Source organism: Neobacillus canaveralius, assembly GCF_047237705.1.
GTDB lineage: Bacteria > Bacillota > Bacilli > Bacillales > Cytobacillaceae > Neobacillus > Neobacillus niacini_K.
In genome coordinates, this window is record NZ_JBDFLL010000001.1 from 37,117 (window position 1) to 55,924 (window position 18,808).

19 protein-coding genes are annotated in these 18,808 nt (G+C 38.3%); 2 read left to right on the forward strand and 17 right to left on the reverse strand.

Features of this window, described 5'->3' with window-relative positions:
- Window positions 1-126: 126 nt before the first annotated feature.
- The 5 genes from rsmA to metG form a co-directional block, all read right to left on the reverse strand.
- Window positions 127-1,005, reverse strand: coding sequence for a 16S rRNA (adenine(1518)-N(6)/adenine(1519)-N(6))-dimethyltransferase RsmA (gene rsmA / locus ABC255_RS00195; protein WP_412990848.1), 879 nt, complete (start codon window positions 1,003-1,005; stop codon window positions 127-129).
- On the reverse strand, window positions 998-1,558 hold the full coding sequence (gene rnmV, locus ABC255_RS00200) for a ribonuclease M5 (RefSeq protein WP_412990849.1): 561 nt from the start codon (window positions 1,556-1,558) through the stop codon (window positions 998-1,000). The genes rsmA and rnmV overlap by 8 nt, the downstream gene beginning before the upstream one ends.
- Window positions 1,559-1,756: 198 nt before the next feature.
- A complete protein-coding gene (locus ABC255_RS00205; protein WP_412990850.1) occupies window positions 1,757-2,935 on the reverse strand; it encodes a ubiquitin-like domain-containing protein in 1,179 nt (392 codons plus the stop codon).
- Between the two features lie 237 nt (window positions 2,936-3,172).
- Window positions 3,173-3,940: a TatD family hydrolase gene (locus tag ABC255_RS00210; protein WP_412990851.1), complete on the reverse strand. Its 768-nt coding sequence runs from the start codon at window positions 3,938-3,940 to the stop codon at window positions 3,173-3,175.
- A 383-nt stretch (window positions 3,941-4,323) separates the two neighbouring features.
- On the reverse strand, window positions 4,324-6,291 hold the full coding sequence (metG, locus tag ABC255_RS00215) for a methionine--tRNA ligase (RefSeq protein ID WP_412990852.1): 1,968 nt from the start codon (window positions 6,289-6,291) through the stop codon (window positions 4,324-4,326).
- 484 nt (window positions 6,292-6,775) lie between these two features.
- Here metG and abrB point away from each other — a divergent pair, with 484 nt between their 5' ends.
- A complete protein-coding gene (gene abrB, locus ABC255_RS00220) occupies window positions 6,776-7,060 on the forward strand; it encodes a transition state genes transcriptional regulator AbrB (RefSeq protein ID WP_045515586.1) in 285 nt (94 codons plus the stop codon).
- Window positions 7,061-7,104: 44 nt separating this feature from the next.
- Here the strand turns inward: abrB and rsmI are convergent, their stop codons facing one another.
- From rsmI to ABC255_RS00275, 11 genes are all read right to left on the reverse strand, one after another.
- Window positions 7,105-7,986: a 16S rRNA (cytidine(1402)-2'-O)-methyltransferase gene (rsmI, locus tag ABC255_RS00225; RefSeq protein WP_412990853.1), complete on the reverse strand. Its 882-nt coding sequence runs from the start codon at window positions 7,984-7,986 to the stop codon at window positions 7,105-7,107.
- A 14-nt stretch (window positions 7,987-8,000) separates the two neighbouring features.
- A complete protein-coding gene (locus tag ABC255_RS00230) occupies window positions 8,001-8,744 on the reverse strand; it encodes a tRNA1(Val) (adenine(37)-N6)-methyltransferase (protein WP_335537294.1) in 744 nt (247 codons plus the stop codon).
- Between the two features lie 60 nt (window positions 8,745-8,804).
- Window positions 8,805-9,176: a DNA replication initiation control protein YabA gene (gene yabA / locus ABC255_RS00235; protein ID WP_412990854.1), complete on the reverse strand. Its 372-nt coding sequence runs from the start codon at window positions 9,174-9,176 to the stop codon at window positions 8,805-8,807.
- 12 nt (window positions 9,177-9,188) lie between these two features.
- Window positions 9,189-10,016 (reverse strand): PSP1 domain-containing protein, encoded by an 828-nt coding sequence (locus ABC255_RS00240; protein ID WP_335537295.1) that lies wholly within the window; start codon window positions 10,014-10,016, stop codon window positions 9,189-9,191.
- The gene (gene holB, locus ABC255_RS00245) at window positions 10,009-11,016 is read right to left on the reverse strand and encodes a DNA polymerase III subunit delta' (protein WP_412990855.1); all 1,008 of its coding nucleotides are present in this window, start codon (window positions 11,014-11,016) and stop codon (window positions 10,009-10,011) included. Before holB ends, ABC255_RS00240 begins: the two co-directional genes overlap by 8 nt.
- 30 nt (window positions 11,017-11,046) lie before the next feature.
- Complete coding sequence (locus tag ABC255_RS00250) at window positions 11,047-11,376, reverse strand: cyclic-di-AMP receptor (RefSeq protein WP_090767872.1); 330 nt, start codon at window positions 11,374-11,376, stop codon at window positions 11,047-11,049.
- Between the two features lie 192 nt (window positions 11,377-11,568).
- A complete protein-coding gene (locus ABC255_RS00255; protein WP_412990856.1) occupies window positions 11,569-12,462 on the reverse strand; it encodes a carbohydrate ABC transporter permease in 894 nt (297 codons plus the stop codon).
- Between the two features lie 17 nt (window positions 12,463-12,479).
- Window positions 12,480-13,355: a carbohydrate ABC transporter permease gene (locus ABC255_RS00260; protein ID WP_412990857.1), complete on the reverse strand. Its 876-nt coding sequence runs from the start codon at window positions 13,353-13,355 to the stop codon at window positions 12,480-12,482.
- Between the two features lie 90 nt (window positions 13,356-13,445).
- Window positions 13,446-14,738 (reverse strand): extracellular solute-binding protein, encoded by a 1,293-nt coding sequence (locus ABC255_RS00265; RefSeq protein WP_374935227.1) that lies wholly within the window; start codon window positions 14,736-14,738, stop codon window positions 13,446-13,448.
- A 137-nt stretch (window positions 14,739-14,875) separates the two neighbouring features.
- Window positions 14,876-15,661: a response regulator transcription factor gene (locus tag ABC255_RS00270; protein ID WP_412998430.1), complete on the reverse strand. Its 786-nt coding sequence runs from the start codon at window positions 15,659-15,661 to the stop codon at window positions 14,876-14,878.
- On the reverse strand, window positions 15,630-17,399 hold the full coding sequence (locus tag ABC255_RS00275; RefSeq protein ID WP_412990858.1) for a sensor histidine kinase: 1,770 nt from the start codon (window positions 17,397-17,399) through the stop codon (window positions 15,630-15,632). Before ABC255_RS00275 ends, ABC255_RS00270 begins: the two co-directional genes overlap by 32 nt.
- A gap of 170 nt (window positions 17,400-17,569) precedes the next feature.
- Here ABC255_RS00275 and ABC255_RS00280 point away from each other — a divergent pair, with 170 nt between their 5' ends.
- A complete protein-coding gene (locus tag ABC255_RS00280; RefSeq protein WP_412990859.1) occupies window positions 17,570-18,187 on the forward strand; it encodes a YesL family protein in 618 nt (205 codons plus the stop codon).
- 15 nt (window positions 18,188-18,202) lie between these two features.
- Here ABC255_RS00280 and ABC255_RS00285 read toward each other — a convergent pair whose 3' ends face one another.
- The gene (locus ABC255_RS00285) at window positions 18,203-18,805 is read right to left on the reverse strand and encodes a polysaccharide deacetylase family protein (RefSeq protein WP_412990860.1); all 603 of its coding nucleotides are present in this window, start codon (window positions 18,803-18,805) and stop codon (window positions 18,203-18,205) included.
- Window positions 18,806-18,808 lie beyond the last annotated feature (3 nt).

Below are 18,808 nucleotides of genomic sequence, written 5' to 3' on the forward strand. Positions count from 1 at the left end.
GCTGTCACTCCAATTAGACCAGCGTATAGGCCTTCGGAAATAAAGTTTCTCTGTGATAGGCTATGCAACTACACACAATGTTGTGAATGGACCTGCCTTTAACTAAAAAAAATAGACCAAAAAGGTCTATTGGAAATAGGTAAGCAATTCGTCACTCAAACGGCCAAATTCCTGAACAGATAGTGTTTCACCTCTTCTTGTTGGCTCAATACCAGCTGCATTTAGAGCTCGTATGATTTCTTCCTTCTTTTGTTTTCCATCCTGAAGCTGGCTCGTTAAATTATTCAGTAACGTTTTTCTTCTTTGGGCAAAACTTGCTCGTGTTACTTGGAAAAAGAACTTTTCATCCTTTACGATTACGGCTGGTTCTTCCCTTCTTGTTAAGCGAATGACAGCAGAGTCTACATTTGGCTGCGGGACGAAGACTGTTTTTGGGACAATCATCACCGTCTCAGCCCTTGTATAGTACTGTACAGCGATGGAAAGTGATCCGTATTCCTTTGTCCCAGGCTTTGCTGAAATGCGATCTGCGACCTCTTTTTGAAGCATACACACGATACCTCGAATTGGGATTTGTTCCTCAAGTAGTTTCATAATAATCGGAGTCGTCACGTAATAAGGAAGATTGGCCACAACCATCAGGTCATCGATCTGAGTAAATTCTGTATCTATGACTTCCTGAACATCTGCCTCCAGTATATCTTTATGTATCACTTTTACATTTTCATATGGTGAAAGAGTGTCAGCCAAAATCGGCAATAATCTTTGGTCGATTTCAAATGCAACTACTTTTTTACTCCTGCGTGCAAGCTGTTCTGTCAGAGCTCCAATGCCAGGGCCAATTTCAATCGCTCCTGAATGATCTCCTAATTCAGCAAAATCAACAATTCTATGTAAGATATTGGTATCTATTAAAAAGTTTTGACCTAGACTTTTCTTAAAAGAAAAGCCGTATTTTTCAAGTATTGTTCGTGTTCGAATCGGGGTAGCAATGTCTTTATTCATTTTTTTCCTCCTGTATGACAAGTGCAAGGGCATCTGCAAATTCCTTTTTACTGATTTGGAACATCATTAACCTTTTGTGTAATTGTTTCCCATTGGTATATCCGATTTTCAATAATTTTCCCAACATGATCCTTCGTTCTTTTGAACCTGATCCACCAATGAGTCCCGCCACAATTAAATCTTCTTGTGTAAATTCCTCTTGGATAGTCTCTGTCATGGTCTGTGCGTCTCTTAATGCGTTCCTTATGGCATCTAAAGAGGCATGTTCCACACCAAGACCTTTTCCGTTTTTAGCGATAGCAACTTCTTTTGGTATAAAAGCATGCTTTGCATCGGGTACCTTTTCTGCGATCGTTTTTCTGATTTTCTCTCCTGGAAAGTCGGGGTCTGTAAAGATAATAACCCCTCTTGTTTCTTGTGCTCTTATTATTTTTTCAATAGTTTCTTCATTGATTGCAGAACCATTGGTTTCAATTGTATCTGCGTCAACTGCTCGTTTAATTGTGGTAGTATCGTCTTTTCCTTCCACCACAATGAATTCCTTAATCTTCATTATTTCCTCCGCACATGAATGATAAAAAGATAAAATAAATTGAAAAATAAATGAAACATTTTTGTAATGTCCATCGTCTATATTAACAAATGTATTCATATTATTTAGTAAATAGCTTAATGTATTTGATGTAAGTATAAAGAATATTAGAGAAAAAGCAAAATGCAGAGGCTAAATTAAACCTCTGCAATGGTAAGCTTATTGTAATATCTTAATCTTTACCTTTCGGACTCCCCAGCGGAAAGCCTCTGTCTTTGTTGGGAAAAAAACATCAATCTTGTGTCCCTTTATGGCACCGCCAGTATCAGCTGCTACAGCATAACCATAGCCTTCCACATAAACCTTCGTCCCGAGCGGAATAACTCGTGGGTCAACTGCAATTACTTTTGCACCTGGGTTTGCACGCAGATCAAATCCCGTAGCTGTTCTTCCTGAACAGCCATTACAATATGCCGTATAGGCAGTAGTATTCACATAAAACTCAGTACCAGTTTCTGCTCCACGGGAAACTTGAATATCTAATTCCTTCGTTCCGACAGCCACAACTTTATCGAGTTTTTCTCTAAGCTTCTGCTCACCAATTATTTTTCTTGAGACTTCTTTACCATTTTCCAAGGTGACTTCATATTCTTTCGAAACAATTCCCTGTTTACCTTCTGTAACAGTTACTTGTTTTCCCTTGTCTAAGCCCTCATCCTTCTTGGTGATAACGGCAAATTGAATTGGTTCTTCCACTACATCGGTGACTTTTTCTACGCGAATGACGTTAATAACGCCATCCTTTTGCAATGTCTCTGATAATGACGGTTCAACTCGGTCAAATTCATTAAGTTTAATACCCTGTTGTGTTAAAAAGTCAGCGACCGTAGCCGAAGTGGACCATACCTGTTGCTCATTCCCGCCGTCAACTAGTGTAAGATGAAGAGCTAGTTTGATGCGAATATCCATTTTGCTTTTGAGCTTTTCCTGCGGTTTTGGAGAAATTTCATCCTGCTCGTTCAATACAATTTGTTGCTCTTTTAGTAGCTCAGCGACTGTACCTGCTGTTGTCCATATCGTTTTTTTCTCGTTGTCTTGGACAATTTGAACCTGCTTTGCTTGTTTCCAGACAATGTTTTGATTGTCTTTCACCTTAGCGTTACCTGAAGGTGACAAGTAGTCTTTTGAGTTGAGTGGTATTTCCAGTTGAGTAAATACTTCCTTAACTGTATTGGCATGCGTTTTTACTACTTTTTGCTGTCCGTTAAGAGTCAGTGCTAACGTTTTCTTAGATCCTTCATAGTATGAAAAACCAAGAAGTGCTGCTAAAACTACAAAACTAGCAAAAGTGATCGCCAACCTTTTACTACTCAAAGACTTGGAAAACAGGTTTTTCATGTTTTTGAATACGATGAAAAACGCCTCCTTCTCTCGGAGAGATTATTGAGAACCATGCTGTCGGCTGTCAACCCTTGCATTTGTTGTGAACGTATTTCCTATTATGCATATAGTTGGGAAATTTGCAAAGGGAAACTTATCGACACGGTTATCCTATGAGGTAAAGGAGACGTGTAGAACTTTAAGTTATAGTAAAAAATTCGGACAAGCTTCTATATACTTCGACAGGCTTGTCTATCAGTTTATGTCGAATATTTTTTTTGCGTTAGCAGTCGTTATTTCTGCAACTTCTTCAAAAGATATCCCTTTGATTTCTGCAATTTGCTCTGCAACTAACTTTACATATCCTGGTTCATTGCGTTTCCCCCGATAAGGATGAGGAGCTAAATAAGGACAGTCGGTTTCAATCAGTAGTTTTTCTATTGGAACAAGCGCTGCCACTTCCTTGGATTTTTTGGCATTTTTAAACGTAACAGGACCGCCAAGTGAGATGTAAAAATTCATTTTTAGACATTCTACGGCAACCTCAGGACTTCCACTAAAACAATGCATGATTCCCCCAACTTCAGCTGCTCCCTCCTCCTGTAGAATTTCTACAATATCAGCGGTTGCTTCCCGATTATGAATGACAATTGGAAGTTTTACCTTTTTGGCCAACTGAATTTGCTTTCGAAATACCTCTTTTTGAATATCCTTTGGAGACTTGTCCCAATGGTAATCTAATCCCATTTCCCCTATCGCTACTACCTTTGGGTGAGCGGCCAACTCTTCTATCCAATGCAAATCATCATCAGTCATATCAATCGCATCAACAGGGTGCCATCCAACGCATGCATAAATAAAATCGTATTTCTCAGCAAGTTCCATTGCCTTTTGTATAGTTGGTCTGTCAAAACCAACACAAACCATTTTTGACACTCCGGAATCTTGGGCCCTTATTATTACCTCTTCTAAGTCTTCCTCAAATTGTTCTGCATTTAAATGGACATGTGTGTCAAATAACATTAGTTAAACTCCTTTGTTGAATTTCATCACTATTTCCTGTCGAACCTATAAAGAAAAAATGGAAATGCCACGAAATTTGTTTCACGTGGAACAATTCAAAGCGGAAGCGCCTTGACCAGGGGCGACAGGCATAAGACGAGCCGGCGAGAAGGTTGCTCTTTAACCTTCTTGACGGATTGTCTGAAATGTGGAGGCGACTGCCCTGGGACGAAGGCATAAGACGAACCCTGCAAGAAGGCGCTTTTTGCCTTCTTCAGGGGGCGGCTTATGACTCGAGTCCCAAGGCGCCGTAACTAGACAAGCTTATGACCCGAGCCCCTAGGCGCTGTAGCTAGACATTTCTCAAATTAAAAGAGCCTATAAAGGCTCTTCTAAATACTTATCTACTTTACTTTAGAACCATTCGGCAATGTTTGGTCAACAGTGGCTAATGATAGAGATCCATCTTTTGAACCTGCCAATATCATTCCTTGTGATAATTCACCACGTAGTTTCACCGGCTTTAAATTTGTAATACAAATTACTTTTCTGCCAACTAGCTCCTCAGGCTTATAATATTGGGCAATACCAGAGACCACTTGACGCTTTTCATAGCCTAAATCCAATTGGAGCTTTAGAAGCTTATCTGCCTTTTTAATAGGCTCCGCTTGAATAACTTCAGCTACTCTTAAATCAATTTTCATAAAATCATCTATAGCAATTTCATCAATTTCTTCCGGTTTTTCTTCCTGTTTAACTTCTTGCTTTTCTTCAACGACAGGAGTTGAACCTCCCATTTTCCCTCGAATAAATTCAACCTCGTCTGCAATTTCAAGACGTGGAAACAATGGGTTTCCTTTCGAAACCTTTGTTCCATTTGGAATAGATCCGAAGGAAGCTAAACTCTCCCATGTTTTAAGTTCCTCATCCTGAATGCCAAGCTGTTGAAAAATACCACTAGGTGTCACAGTTAAGAAAGGCTGAAGAAGAATAGCTGTTGTTCTTAAAGATTCAGCTAAATGCACCATTACACTAGCAAGTTCTTCTTTTCGTTCTTCTGATTTTGCTAAGGTCCATGGCTGTGTTTCATCTATATACTTATTTGTACGACTCACCAACTGCCAAATCGATGTTAACGCCACTGAAAACTCCATTTTCTCCATGGCTTCCTCATATTTAGTGACTGTTTCACGACTCATTTGAAGTAACGCTTCATCGAATTCACCCGTAGAACCAGTATAAGAAGGAATAACACCATCGAAATATTTCTCAATCATTGCCACTGTTCGGTTTAATAGGTTGCCAAGGTCATTGGCTAAGTCGAAATTTATTCGTTCAACAAATCCCTCTGGTGTAAATACACCGTCGGCACCAAATGGCACTTCTCGGAGTAAATAATAACGAAGAGCATCTAGACCATAGCGGTCAATTAATGTAACAGGATCCACTACATTTCCTTTTGATTTGGACATTTTTCCGTCTTTCATTAAAAGCCAGCCATGAGCAAAAACCTTTTTAGGAAGGGGAAGATCCAAAGCCATTAACATGATCGGCCAATAAATAGTATGGAATCGAACAATTTCTTTCCCAACTAGATGAACATCTGCTGGCCAATAATTCAAATATTTACTATCATTATCTGTTCCATAGCCAAGGGCAGTGATGTAGTTAGATAACGCGTCAATCCAAACATAAATGACGTGCTTCGGATCGCCAGGCACTTTTACTCCCCAATCAAAGGTCGTTCTTGAAACCGCTAAATCCTCTAAACCAGGCTTAATAAAGTTGTTAATCATTTCATTTTTACGTGATTCCGGTTGGATAAACTCTGGATTTTCTTCATAGTATTGCAACAATCGATCGACATATTTACTCATTTTAAAGAAGTAGGATTCTTCTTTGACAATCTCTACGGCTCTGCCGCAATCAGGGCAATTTCCTTCAACCAATTGGCGGTCCGTATAAAAGGATTCGCACGGAGTACAATACCACCCCTCATACTTATCCAGGTAGATATCTCCTTGTTCAAGTAGTCTAGCAAAAATCTTTTCGACAACTTGCTTATGTCTCTCTTCCGTTGTTCGAATAAAGTCGTCATAAGAGATGTCTAGCTTTTTCCATAAAACCTTAATCCCATCAACAATTTCATCCACATACTGCTGTGGCGATATCCCCTTTTCCTCAGCTTTGCGCTGAATCTTTTGCCCGTGCTCGTCTGTTCCTGTTAAATACATCACATCAAAGCCGCGCATCCTTTTATAGCGTGCCATTGCATCTCCAGCTACAGTAGTATAAGCATGCCCAATATGTAAATTTCCGCTCGGATAATAAATCGGAGTGGTGAGATAAAAGGTTTTTAATTTTTCTTGCATTTGATACCCTCCTAGTAGTAAACAATCGACTTTTCTATTAAAACATTATTACCTTTTTTCATCCTCTTATATCATCAAAATATACCCAAAAATCAATAAATGTGCAATAAAGCCTAAAAATAAGCTTTAGAATTATTTTACCATTTTTCTATCTCCCCCCCCAAAAAAATGGAACCACAACCGAAACATATATTACTGAAATAGAAGATTATTGTAGTTTTTTGTCGAATTTTACAAAAGCGTTAATAGTGTAATTCAAAAACAACAATAATGTTAAAAACCTATTTCACCTGAATGATTATTCATTATACATTGATATATCAACATTCCTGTGAATTGATAATATTTGCCATTATTTTTTACTATAAACTAATTGACGGAAATGGGAATGGCTGGTATTATTAATCTATAAAAATAATGTCGAATATTGACGAATTGATAGAGAAATAAATTAATAGGTTAAATACGAGAGGAGCTATAAAAAATGAAATCTACAGGTATTGTCCGTAAAGTTGATGAATTAGGTCGTGTAGTAATTCCAATTGAATTAAGAAGAACACTTGGTATTGCTGAGAAAGATGCTCTCGAAATTTATGTTGACGATGAGCGCATTATCTTAAAGAAATACAAGCCAAATATGACTTGCCAAGTTACTGGCGAAGTTTCTGATGATAACTTAGCACTTGCTGGCGGTAAGTTAATCCTTAGCCGCGAAGGTGCAGAACAGTTAGTAAATGAAATCAAAAGCCAATTTGAATTAGTAAAATAATATAAATGAAGCTTCTCCCTCAGTGGAGAAGCTTTTTTTAATGCTCATTGGTCGATATGATATGCTTGGTACACCTCGCGTTTGTTAATGCCGCGATCTTTAGCTGTTTGTTTGATTGCGTCTTTTGAAGGAATGTCTTTTTCGGTTATGTAGTGATTTACATGTTCTTCAATCGACAAATTTTCCCACCAGGAACTTTCTTCTACCTTTAATTTGCTTTCATCAGCACCTTCGATGATCAAACAAAATTCACCGCGAATTTCATCCTGATGAGCCCATTCCACTACTTCAAATAAGTTTCCTCTTATAAATTCCTCGAATTTTTTTGTTAATTCCCGACAAATAGCCACCTTACGATTTCCGAGGATATCATACATACTCGTTAAGGTTTCTTTTAGTCGATGTGGTGACTCGTAGAAAACAAGAGTTCCTGTTTGTTTCTTTAAGTTCTCTAACTCTGTTTTCTTTCCCTTTTTACTTCGGTCTAAGAATCCATAAAAGTAAAAGGGCTGACAGGTAAGTCCTGAGGCAATTAATGCTGGGAGTGCTGCATTCGCTCCTGGTAATGGCACTACGGTTACCTTTTCACTTATTGCAGCCTCTACGAGCTCATACCCTGGGTCTGAAATAGCTGGCATCCCAGCGTCACTCACCAAAGCAATTTTCATGCCGTCCTTAATTTTATGAATGAGCTTTTCACCACTTGATTCTTTATTATGCTCATGATAGCTGACAACTGGCGTTTGAATTTCAAAGTAATTGCATAACTTCTTTGTATTTCTTGTATCCTCTGCTGCAATCAAATCTGCTTCCTTTAAAATCCTTACAGCACGAAAACTCATGTCCTCAAGGTTGCCAATTGGTGTTGGGACAAGATATAGTATTCCTTTTTGCGCCTCATTTTCATAACTCTTTTGCTGCCACATCTAACAACAACCCCTTATTTTTCTCCATATAAAATCTTTCTGATTTCTGCTGTATATTCCCCCTCTTCATTATAAACAAATAAAGGTGGAAGTATTTTTAAATCAGGACTGCCATCCTTAATCGCTTCAATTAGTAATGTATTGGCCTCTTTCCCCTGCTTTGGATAGACAAACTGAATGCGCTTCGGTTCAAGGCGATACTGCCGCATGACCGTAATGATATCCATCAGCCTTCCTGGACGATGGACAAATGCCACCTTCCCACCCTGCCTCACCAGTTGACTTGAAGCCTTTACGGCATCTTCAAGAGTACATAGGATCTCATGGCGGGCAATCGCGAGATGTTCATTCGGATTTATTTCCTCTTTTGAAGCTGTTGTAAAATAGGGAGGATTGCAGGTAACTACATCATATTTTCCATAACCTAATTGTTTAGGTATTTCTTTTATATCTCCATGAACCATCTGAAGACGTTCCTGAAGATTGTTATATTCAATACTTCTTACTGCCATGTCATAAAGTCGTTCTTGTATCTCTACACCGATAATATTCCCCTTTGTACGGGCACTCAAAAATAATGGAATAACCCCATTTCCACTACAAAGATCAATGATATTTCCTTTTTGTATCGGCACATACACAAATCGAGCGAGTAAAACCGCATCGAGCGAAAAAGCAAAAACTGACGGACTTTGGATAATCCTTAGATTCTCAGCAAGCAAGTAATCAAGCCGTTCATCACCCTTTAACATAACCATCCTATACACCTCTAAATAATATGTAAAAAAATAAGGTTGACCTGTGTCAACCTCTTCATGTTATTTCTTATTAAGAAAGGAGAGACAAAATAAACAATCGCCTTCCTTACGTAAACTTCCAAAATGAAGATTACAAATGTGAAATCCTTCTTGGTATAGACGAGCAAGATTATCATATCCTTCTCCGATATCTAAAGTCCGATCTCCGGCAGACACGCGAGAAGTTGTCCCTTTTTTAACTTTCTCATTCTTTTTTTCTTTGTCCGTGGTTACATCTAAACGGCGTCTTAGATGTTCGTTTTCTAGCTTTAAATAGTGATTCTCTTCTAGTATTTCGGCTAAATGCTGCTTTAATTCTCCGAGCTGTTGGTAAAGATGGCCAATTTGTGTTTCCATATTACTTACTGATTCAAATATCTCTTTTTTATCCACGTCGCACACCTCTTAATCTGTGGATTGTATAGACAAGGCACCCTCTTTAATGATTTCGTCCAATGTATACTCCAGAACTCGATCCTGTTCCTTTAGTTCCACCTGAAGTACCCGCTCTAATATATTTAATCCTACCACTTTTCCTCGACCTTGAGGAGTTTCAATCATTTCACCTAAATCCGGCAGTTGTTCTTTAGCAGCTTCATATTCATCATTTTCATATTTTAAGCAGCACATTAGTCTACCGCATAAACCGGATATCTTAGTAGGATTCAATGAGAGATTTTGGTCCTTGGCCATCTTAATGGACACGGGATCAAAATCACCTAAAAATGTGGAACAACATAGCATTCTTCCACATGGGCCAATTCCTCCAAGCATTTTTGCTTCGTCCCGGACACCGATTTGGCGCAATTCAATTCTTGTCCGAAAAATGGACGCTAAATCTTTTACTAACTCACGAAAATCTACTCTTCCGTCAGCAGTAAAATAGAAAATCACTTTATTTCGGTCAAATGTATATTCAACATCGACTAGTTTCATATCTAATTGATGTCCATTTACTTTTTCATTACAAACATCATATGCTTCCTGGGCAGCTTGTTTATTTTCTTCAACGATCATTCGATCCTTATGATCTGCAATTCTCACTACCTTTTTTAAAGGTAAAACGACATCATGGTCTTCAACCTGTTTACGTGGAACCACGGCCCTGCCGTATTCTACGCCGCGCACTGTTTCGACAATTACAAAGTCGTCCTTTTGAATTGAGAGGTCTCCAGGATCAAAATAATAGATTTTACCCGCTTTTTTAAAGCGTACTCCTACAACATCATACAAATGAAGATCCCTCCTGCAAATTCAACACAAGCTCTTCCATCATTAGCTGCGGATTCATATTAGCCGCAAGCTTCCTTTTTGCCTCGAGAATAGCCGACATTTGATCCGATAACCGCCGTCCGGATGTTTCAAGAGCATACTGTCTCAACCGGTCACTTTCAGCTATAAAGACGATTTGCTCCTGTTTATCTAATTGTATATATAATAAATCCTTAAAAATAAGAAGTAAAAGATCTAAACCACGATTAATCTGTTCTTTCTCTTTAAAGTGTGAGAACCATTCTCCTTGAAGAGTAACCATTGCTTCTAAAGGATTTTTTCTCAACACCTCATATAATTTTACCACTATCTTTTGAGCTTGTGCAAACCAATCATCACCATTTAACTCATATGCCTCATCAAGGTTATTCGTTAGCTGTGCTAATAAGGGCGCTTTCATTGGATTTACACCGTTTTCAGTCAGTTGATTAATCATCGCTAATGGAGATAATGGCTTAAATGATAAAATTTGGCACCGTGAAAGAATGGTTGGCAGCAATTGTTGTGGCTGCTCTGATAATAGAAAAGCTGTTGTTTGTGAGTTTGGTTCCTCAAGAAACTTTAACAAACTATTTGCCGCGCTCACACTCATTTTGTCAGCGTCACTAATCATATAAACCTTTCTTGACGATTCCACACCTTTTTTTGAGAACTCCTGCTGGAGATCTTGAATCTGTTGTTTCTTAATCGATAGTCCATCAGGCTCAACCTTATGGACATCTGGGTGATTACCGCTATTAATACGACGGCAATTATGACAGGTCTCGCATGGTTTATAGCCTTCTAGTAAAGAATCACAAAATATAGCTTTTGTGATTAACAAGGCAATTTCCTTTTTTCCAGTCCCTCTGATTCCCTCAAGTAAATAGGCGTGGGCGACACGATGCTTCAACAAACTGTTCTTTAACATTTTTAAAACGGTAGGCTGAAGTTCTTCTAGTTGATCCCATGTTTTCACCAAGTTTATCACCCACTTACATATATTATTGATTTAAAAATGCATATATTGTTCAATTGGAAGAACGAAAACCGTAGCACCGCCGACCTCAACTTCAACCGGATAAGGTACAAAAGAGTCAGCATTTCCTCCCATAGGGGAGACGGGTGCTACTAATTGATCTCGAGACTTACAATTATCTTTTATGATTTGCAAGGCACGATCTACACGAATATCTTCTGTTCCAATCATAAAGGTGGTGTTGCCAGATTTCAAAAAGCCGCCTGTAGTGGCAAGCTTTGTCGCTCTAAAATTATGATCAACCAGTGCTTTTGATAACCGATTGCTATCCTGGTCCTGAACAACAGCGATGATAAGTTTCATCTTTACCAACCCCTTCGTCAACATTCATATATCTTTCCTATATTATAACAGGTATTTGTCCTCGTTACATTGATATTCGACAGAGGTTGTTTATGAAAGTTGTCTGAAATCTTTTTATGGGCCGCAAGTTAACTAATTATGTGTTTTATAGTAAAAAAGCTGACTCGTTTTCAAGTCAGCTTTTTTACATCATTATCCTTTTACAGATCCTGCTGCAATACCCTCAACAATACGATCACTTAAAATAAAGTAAGCTATCAATACCGGGATAATACTAATCATCAATGTGGCACCAATTGCTCCCCAATCCGTCAAATACTGTCCTACGAAATTGTTTACCCCAACGGTAATGGTTTTCCATTTGTCAGAGCTCAGGAAAGTGTTAACGAATACGAATTCGTTCCAGTTATAGATCATGTTGATGATGACAGTGGTTGAAAGCACTGGTACTGTCATTGGAAGTGTAATCTGGAAGAAGATCCGGTGGATAGAACAGCCATCCACAACGGCTGCTTCTTCAATCTCCCGTGGAATGGTTTTGTAAAATCCAGTTAAAATCATAATCGTAATCGGCAAGTTAAATGCTACATACGATAAGATTACAGACATTGGATTATCAATCATATTTGCTGTTTTAAAGAAATTAAATAATGGAATTAAGGTTGAATGAAGCGGAATCATATATCCAGCCATAAACAAACCAAGGACCAATCCACTTAGCTTCCATTCCATTCTCGTAATAGCAAATGTTACAAAGCTGGCAAGGATAACAGTAATTACAACTGCAGCCACCGTGTAAAAAACACTATTAAAGAAGTAAACATCGATATGACCTGCTGTCCAGGCCTTCGCGTAGTTGCCCCACTGTGGATCTTGCGGGAGCGCAAACGGGGACATCCCGAAAACTTCCTGATTTGTTTTTAAGGAGAACAGGAATAACCATATTAGCGGGTACACCTGTATGATTGCAATTACTCCTAGGATAAAATAAAGAATTCCATATCCAATTTTGTTTCCTAGTGTTTTACTCGTTTTATAAGAAGCTGATAGGGTCGTTTTTTGTGTTTCTAGTGCAAATCTACTCATCCTTTTCACTTCCCTTTTTAATAGTCGACATCTTTTGTATTAAGTAACTTTTGAATTACCCATGTTGCAACAATACAAATGACCAATAAACCGAAGCCAATAGCGCTTCCGTATCCGAAGTTATACTTGCTGAATGCTTCTTTATACATGTATGATGCCATAACCTCAGAGGCACCGTTAGGTCCGCCGCCAGTTAAGACGAAGATCAAGTCAAAGTACTTTAACGAACCGACTATCGCCAGGATGATCATGACTTTGATTACACCTGCGATTAAAGGAACCTTAATTTTATAAGCAATTTGAATGGAAGTGGCCCCATCAATTTTTGCAGCCTCAATCAGTTCTTCCGGAACATTTTTTAATGCTGCATAGAAAATAATGATATAGAAACCGGCATATTGCCAAACAATTGGAAAAAAGAGCGCATATAATACGATATTAGAATCCGCTAACCATAGCGGAGGATTGTCAACGCCAATCAACACTAGCATTCTGTTAAGCATACCGTTCGTAGGGTCAAAAATTTTCGCCCAAAGCTGTCCGATAGCGACAGAAGATAATAACATTGGGATTAAGTAAATTTTTCTTAAAAAGTTAGCACCTTTAATTTTACTTGCTAAAATTAGTGATAAAATTAAATAACCAACTAAGCTTAAAGTGGAAAAAAGACCCAGCAATAGGGAATGCCATGCACTTTGCCAAAACTTTGTGTCCTTTGCTAATTCAATGTAATTCTCTAAACCGATGAATTTCATCTTACCGATACCGTTCCAGTCCATTAGACCGTAATATCCAGTTAAGACAATCGGGATATAGATTAATAGCAGAATAAGAAGTAACGATGGAAGTACGTAAAGGCTGATTACCCATTTGTTTGACATTACACTTTTCATGTTTATACTCCCTTCTTATTTGAAAAGGCGGCTAAAATGATAGAGGGCATAACCTGTATGCCCTCTACACTGAGATTTTGATTAGGCCATTTACTTTTTCTCTTCAGCAAGTTCATCTTTGTGTTGTTTCACAAAATCTTCCGGTGTCACTTGTTTTCCAAAGAGAGCAGTTACTAAATCATGATGTAATTCAGATACAGCCGGGCTGGATTGAGTATCAAAGTATGTTGTAACGTTTGATGCTTCGCTCAAATCCTTTAAGATTTCAATGTACATTGGAGCAAGATCAAGGCTTGCTGTGTCTACTTTCGTTGCAGGAATAACACCAGCGTCGATTACTGATTTTTCTCCCCATCTCTTTACAAGGTATCCAACGAAGTCTTTTGCTTCTTCTTGTACTTTAGAATCTTTTGCTACGAATAAACCAACACCAGGTCCGCCTACGTAGCTGTCGATACTTTCCCCTTTTCCGCCTTCATATGTAGGGAACTTGAAATAGCCAATCTTATCTTTGAATTCTTGTGCCACGTCAGGGCTTGTTGTGTAGTTTGGCAATTCCCAAGTAGCCGTTAAGAACATCGCTGCCTGTTCATTCATGAAGTAACCTTTTGCATCGTCGTTTGATAATGCACTTGAACCTTTAACGAATCCACCCATATCAACTAGGTTTTGTACTTCCTCAGCTGCTTTTACAATCGCTGGGTCGTCCATTTTTGCTTTACCTTTAATAACGTCTGTTAAAATAGTAGATCCGCCTATACGGTCTGCTAGATACATGAACCAGAATGATGCCGGCCAGCCGTCTTTCGCACCAACAGTTGCAGGAACAACACCGTTGTCAGCTAAAGTTTTTACAACATTTTTATACTCTTCGAAAGTCTTTGGAACTTCTAAATTATATTTCTCAAAAATTTCTTTGTTGTAGAATACGTAAGAAATATTTAACTCAAGTGGAAGACCATATGTTTTTCCATCTACTGCATATGATTCCTTTACACCAGGGATAAATGCATCTTTAAGGTCAGCATCATTTTCAACGATATCATCTAGTGGAGCTAACATGTCACCTTCAACGTAAGGCTTGATAAAACCATCTGACCATGTCATACCGATATCTGGCAGTTCATTTGATGAAGCTAATACTTTCAGCTTTTCACGGTATTGATCAGGGTTTAGGATTTCAGTTTCGATTTTAATATCTGTGTGCTCTTTTTCATACTCTGCAATCACATCTTTTACAATAGAGAACTGAGCATTTGAGCTGCCTTCCGGCCATAAATGCATAAATTTAATAACCTTTTTACCATCTGCACTGCTTTCCTCTGAAGAACTTGAAGAAGAACATCCTGCAAGTGCTAGAGAGAGTAGCATAATGACTGACATGAAGATTGCAACCGTTTTCTTATTAAACAATCGTGATTCCCCCTATGACCTTTTGTATGTTTTCGCTTACATTTATATCTTACATTCTGATAGTTCTGAAAAATAGGTCACAACCATTAGGAAAAATGCCACTATTTTTAGAAAGCCTTTTCATTATTGTTTTTTCGGTAAGCGCTTGGTGTCACACCTTCTAATTCCCTAAAGATTTTAATAAAGTATTTTGCCGTTTTATAGCCGGATTCTTCGGCAATATCATTAATTGGGAGATTGGTTGTCATTAACAATTCCTTTGCCCGCTGGATTCTGCGGCGAGTTACATATTCACTGAAGGTTAATTTCACATGTTCTTTAAAAAGCGAGCTTAGATAGCTTGGGTTTAAATGAACATGGTCCGCAACTTCTTTCTGGGTTAACTCATTTTTGAGATTGTTGTTGATATAGTCAATTGCTTCTCTGATTGGTTCACGATTCTGTGGATTTTGGGTATTGGCATCCACAAGCTTCGTATCGACTACTTTTTCGATCAAGCCCGCCCGTTGTTTTTTCTCCACCTCTTTAAGCGCTTCCTCTACAGCCTCAATTAACGCCTTTTTGCTGATTGGTTTTAGGAGATAGTTTATAACCCCTAGACGAAGGGCTTCTTGGGCATACTCAAACTCAGAGTATGCCGAAATCACGATGATTACAGGAAAAATATTAAGTTCTTTTGCAATTTTTAATAATTCTAATCCTGTTATTTCCGGCATCCGGATGTCGGTGATGAGGATATGAACTTTATTCTCTTTCATCATTTGGATGGCTTCTTCTCCATTTGAAGCGGTGATAATTTGGTAATTCCCATTCGCCCATGCATCTAAGTTTTTTTTCAGCCCTTGCCGGGTTCTTGGTTCATCATCCACGATTAAAATCGTCTTTGTTTTCAACATGGTCTTCCTCCCCCTTCACAGGTATGACAAACGAAACCTTTGTCCCTCTATTTTCTTCGCTTATAATGGTCAAACCACTTTTTTGATAATATAATTCCAAGCGTTTGTGTACATTCGAAATTGCCATTCCATTTCCGCCTTTCGAAATGACCCCTCCTGAATGTATTGCTTGTTTAATAGAGTCTAGTTTTTCCCGACTCATCCCCGGTCCATCATCTCTAACGACAATTTCAAGGTATTCCTGATTTTCCGTAGGTTGTATTGATACAGATATGGTACATGGCTGTGATGTATTCCCAGCCCCATGCAGAATGGCATTTTCGACTAACGGCTGAATTAATAGTTTCGGGATTCTGACATGCCCTAATTCACACTGCATGTCGAGGTACCACTTTAAGTGATCACCAAAGCGCATTTTCATAATCTCCATATAGTCTTCGATGTGTTTGATTTCAGCCTTGATTGGAACCCAATCCCCATCACTTTGCTTCGTTATTGTATAACGGAATAAGTTTGACATCGCCACTACAAGCTCCGCCAGTTCATCCTCATCTTTATCTTCAAGCGACCATTTAAGCGCATCCAATGTATTAAAAAGAAAATGTGGATTAATTTGTGCTTGTAATGCTTTTAATTCACTCCGACTGCGGGTAATTTCCTTTTGGTAAACCATTTTGATTAAGTGGTTTGTTTCTTTTACTAGTTGGTTATAGGTACTATTTAACTCATTGATCTCATTAACAGCGGTAACACTAGGGTTTAAGGTTAGCGAGCCTGCGCTCGCCTGCTGCATAGTCTTTGTCAATTTAACAATCGGTCTTGTAATAAAACTCGATAGCCCCAGCGTACTGATTAAAAAGATAATAAATCCGATAATTCCAGCGATAATGATTCCCGACCGTAATACACTAATTCCTTCCGTAAGGGCTTTAATCGGAGTTAAGATTATCAGTGTCCACCTTGTTTCATCTGACGTTTGTCTTGTCACCATATACTCTTGGTTGTCCAACGTCAACGTAGGAGAAGGATCTAAAATAATCGGTTCAAGCGGGTCATTATAATTTGATAGAATCGGCTCAGAGTACTGGTCTAGTAAAATTGAATACTGATTTTCAATATTGGATGTATCTGGATCCACAAACTGAAGGTAATCTCGATAAATACTAATGAGCAGATAACCGCCATTCTCAAAGCCGTGGTTTAATAGATTGACCCGCCTGAGTACAAGGATGTTATCAGAGTTACGCGGGTCGTCACCAATCCAGACTAGGCTTCCATTTGCATAATCAGCCTGTTGAATCCAATTACTGTCAATTCTCGTGAGTAAATTTGTGTCATCTAACGGGATTAAGCGATCCATTGTATCTGTATAAAGTTCAAACGAAAAAATCCCATCTGTATTTGCTTGAATTGTGGTTACTATGCCGTCTAACTGCTGCCGCTCAGCAAAACTAATATTTTCTCCTTGAGATGCTTTTGTTAAGGTTCTCTGAATTGCATCATTTGTCATGACTAGTTTAGACGAAGTGCTAATTTGTTTATATAAAGATTCTAATCTTCCGTTTGCCTCTACTGCCGTCTGGTGTATTTGTTTTTCGGCATTATTTTTCAACAGGGTTGATACTCTATTAAAAGTGATTAAGCTGACAATAGCTAAAACAATCAGCATGACCACTAAAAATACCACAAGTATTTGATTTCGCAATGTGTTCCATTTGTGTAATCTAGCGAACATAATATCGCCCTTCTAAAATAGTTTTTTTTACTATAACGCATTTTGTCGAATAACGTAATATTATTTTAAAATATCAAAAATCTGTAAATTTAGAAATTAACCGTTTTCAACATGTACCTATTGTTCTATAATGTGTATAAAAGTTAAGCACCATAAGAAGGGGAATGATTATGAATAAGCTATCATTTAGCGGCCTGTATACTCTTACCGAATGGATCACTAGGTTTGCCTATGTAAATTTATTATGGATTGGCTTCACGCTTCTTGGTCTTGTTGTCTTTGGAATCAGCCCTGCGACTGTTGCCATGTTTGCAATCATACGTAAATGGATCATGGGTGAAATTGAAATTCCGGTATTTCAAACATTTTGGAATTCCTATAAAAAAGAGTTCCTTAGAGGTAATAGATTAGGACTCATCATAGCTTTATTTGCTTATATTATTTTTATTGATTTGAACTATATAGAAATAGATACGATTATTCAACTTCCTTTATACCTCATCATTTTTGCGATCGTTATGACAATTTTGTATATATTTCCTGTATACGTTCACTATAACGTTACATTCATTCAACTGTTTAAGAACTCATTCTTTATCATGATGGTGAATCCACTCTCAAGTATAATCATGCTAATAGGCTTTGTGGCTTTATTCTTTGTTATGAAGTTTTTACCCGCACTATCAGTCTTCTTCGGCGGAAGCCTCTCAGCAGGGATTATCATGTCATCCTGTTATCTAGCCTTTCAAAAAGTTGAGAAAAAACAAAAGGAAGCACAAACACTTTAGTTGTGCTTCCTTTTGTTATGCTAAATCTAATAGTTCGCTGACCGTTGCGAGTTGATAGCCTTGTGATGTTAACTCGTAAACAAGCATCCGCACGGCTTCTATAGTTTGTGATCGGTCACCATAGCCATCATGGAAGATGAGAATACTTCCATTCTTTACAGCCTCTCTCGATTTCCCCAGGATATGCTCAACTCCGGGCTGCTCCCAGTCCTGAGCCTCTAAATTTAGCGCACCAATCATTGGGTATCCCTTGTTTTGGAGCAAAGATACTGTATCCTGATTATAATCAAGGTATGGAGGACGAAAGACAACAGGTTTTCTTCCCGCCATTTCCTCTATTAATTTTTCCGTTTCGTCAATTTCCTTTAAACAATCTTGTACACTTAGCTCAGATAGTTTTGGGTGAGTGAAAGTATGATTTCCAATTTCATGTCCCTGGTCACAAACCTGCTTTACAACATCTGGGTGATCCTTCATCTGTTCACCGATCATAAAGAAAGTTGCTTTTCCTTTTGCTTCAGAGAAAATCTCTAAAACTTGCGGGGTATAAATCGGATTTGGTCCATCATCAAATGTAATGGCAACAGCTCTCTGCGATGTAGGAATTTCGTTAATCATCAT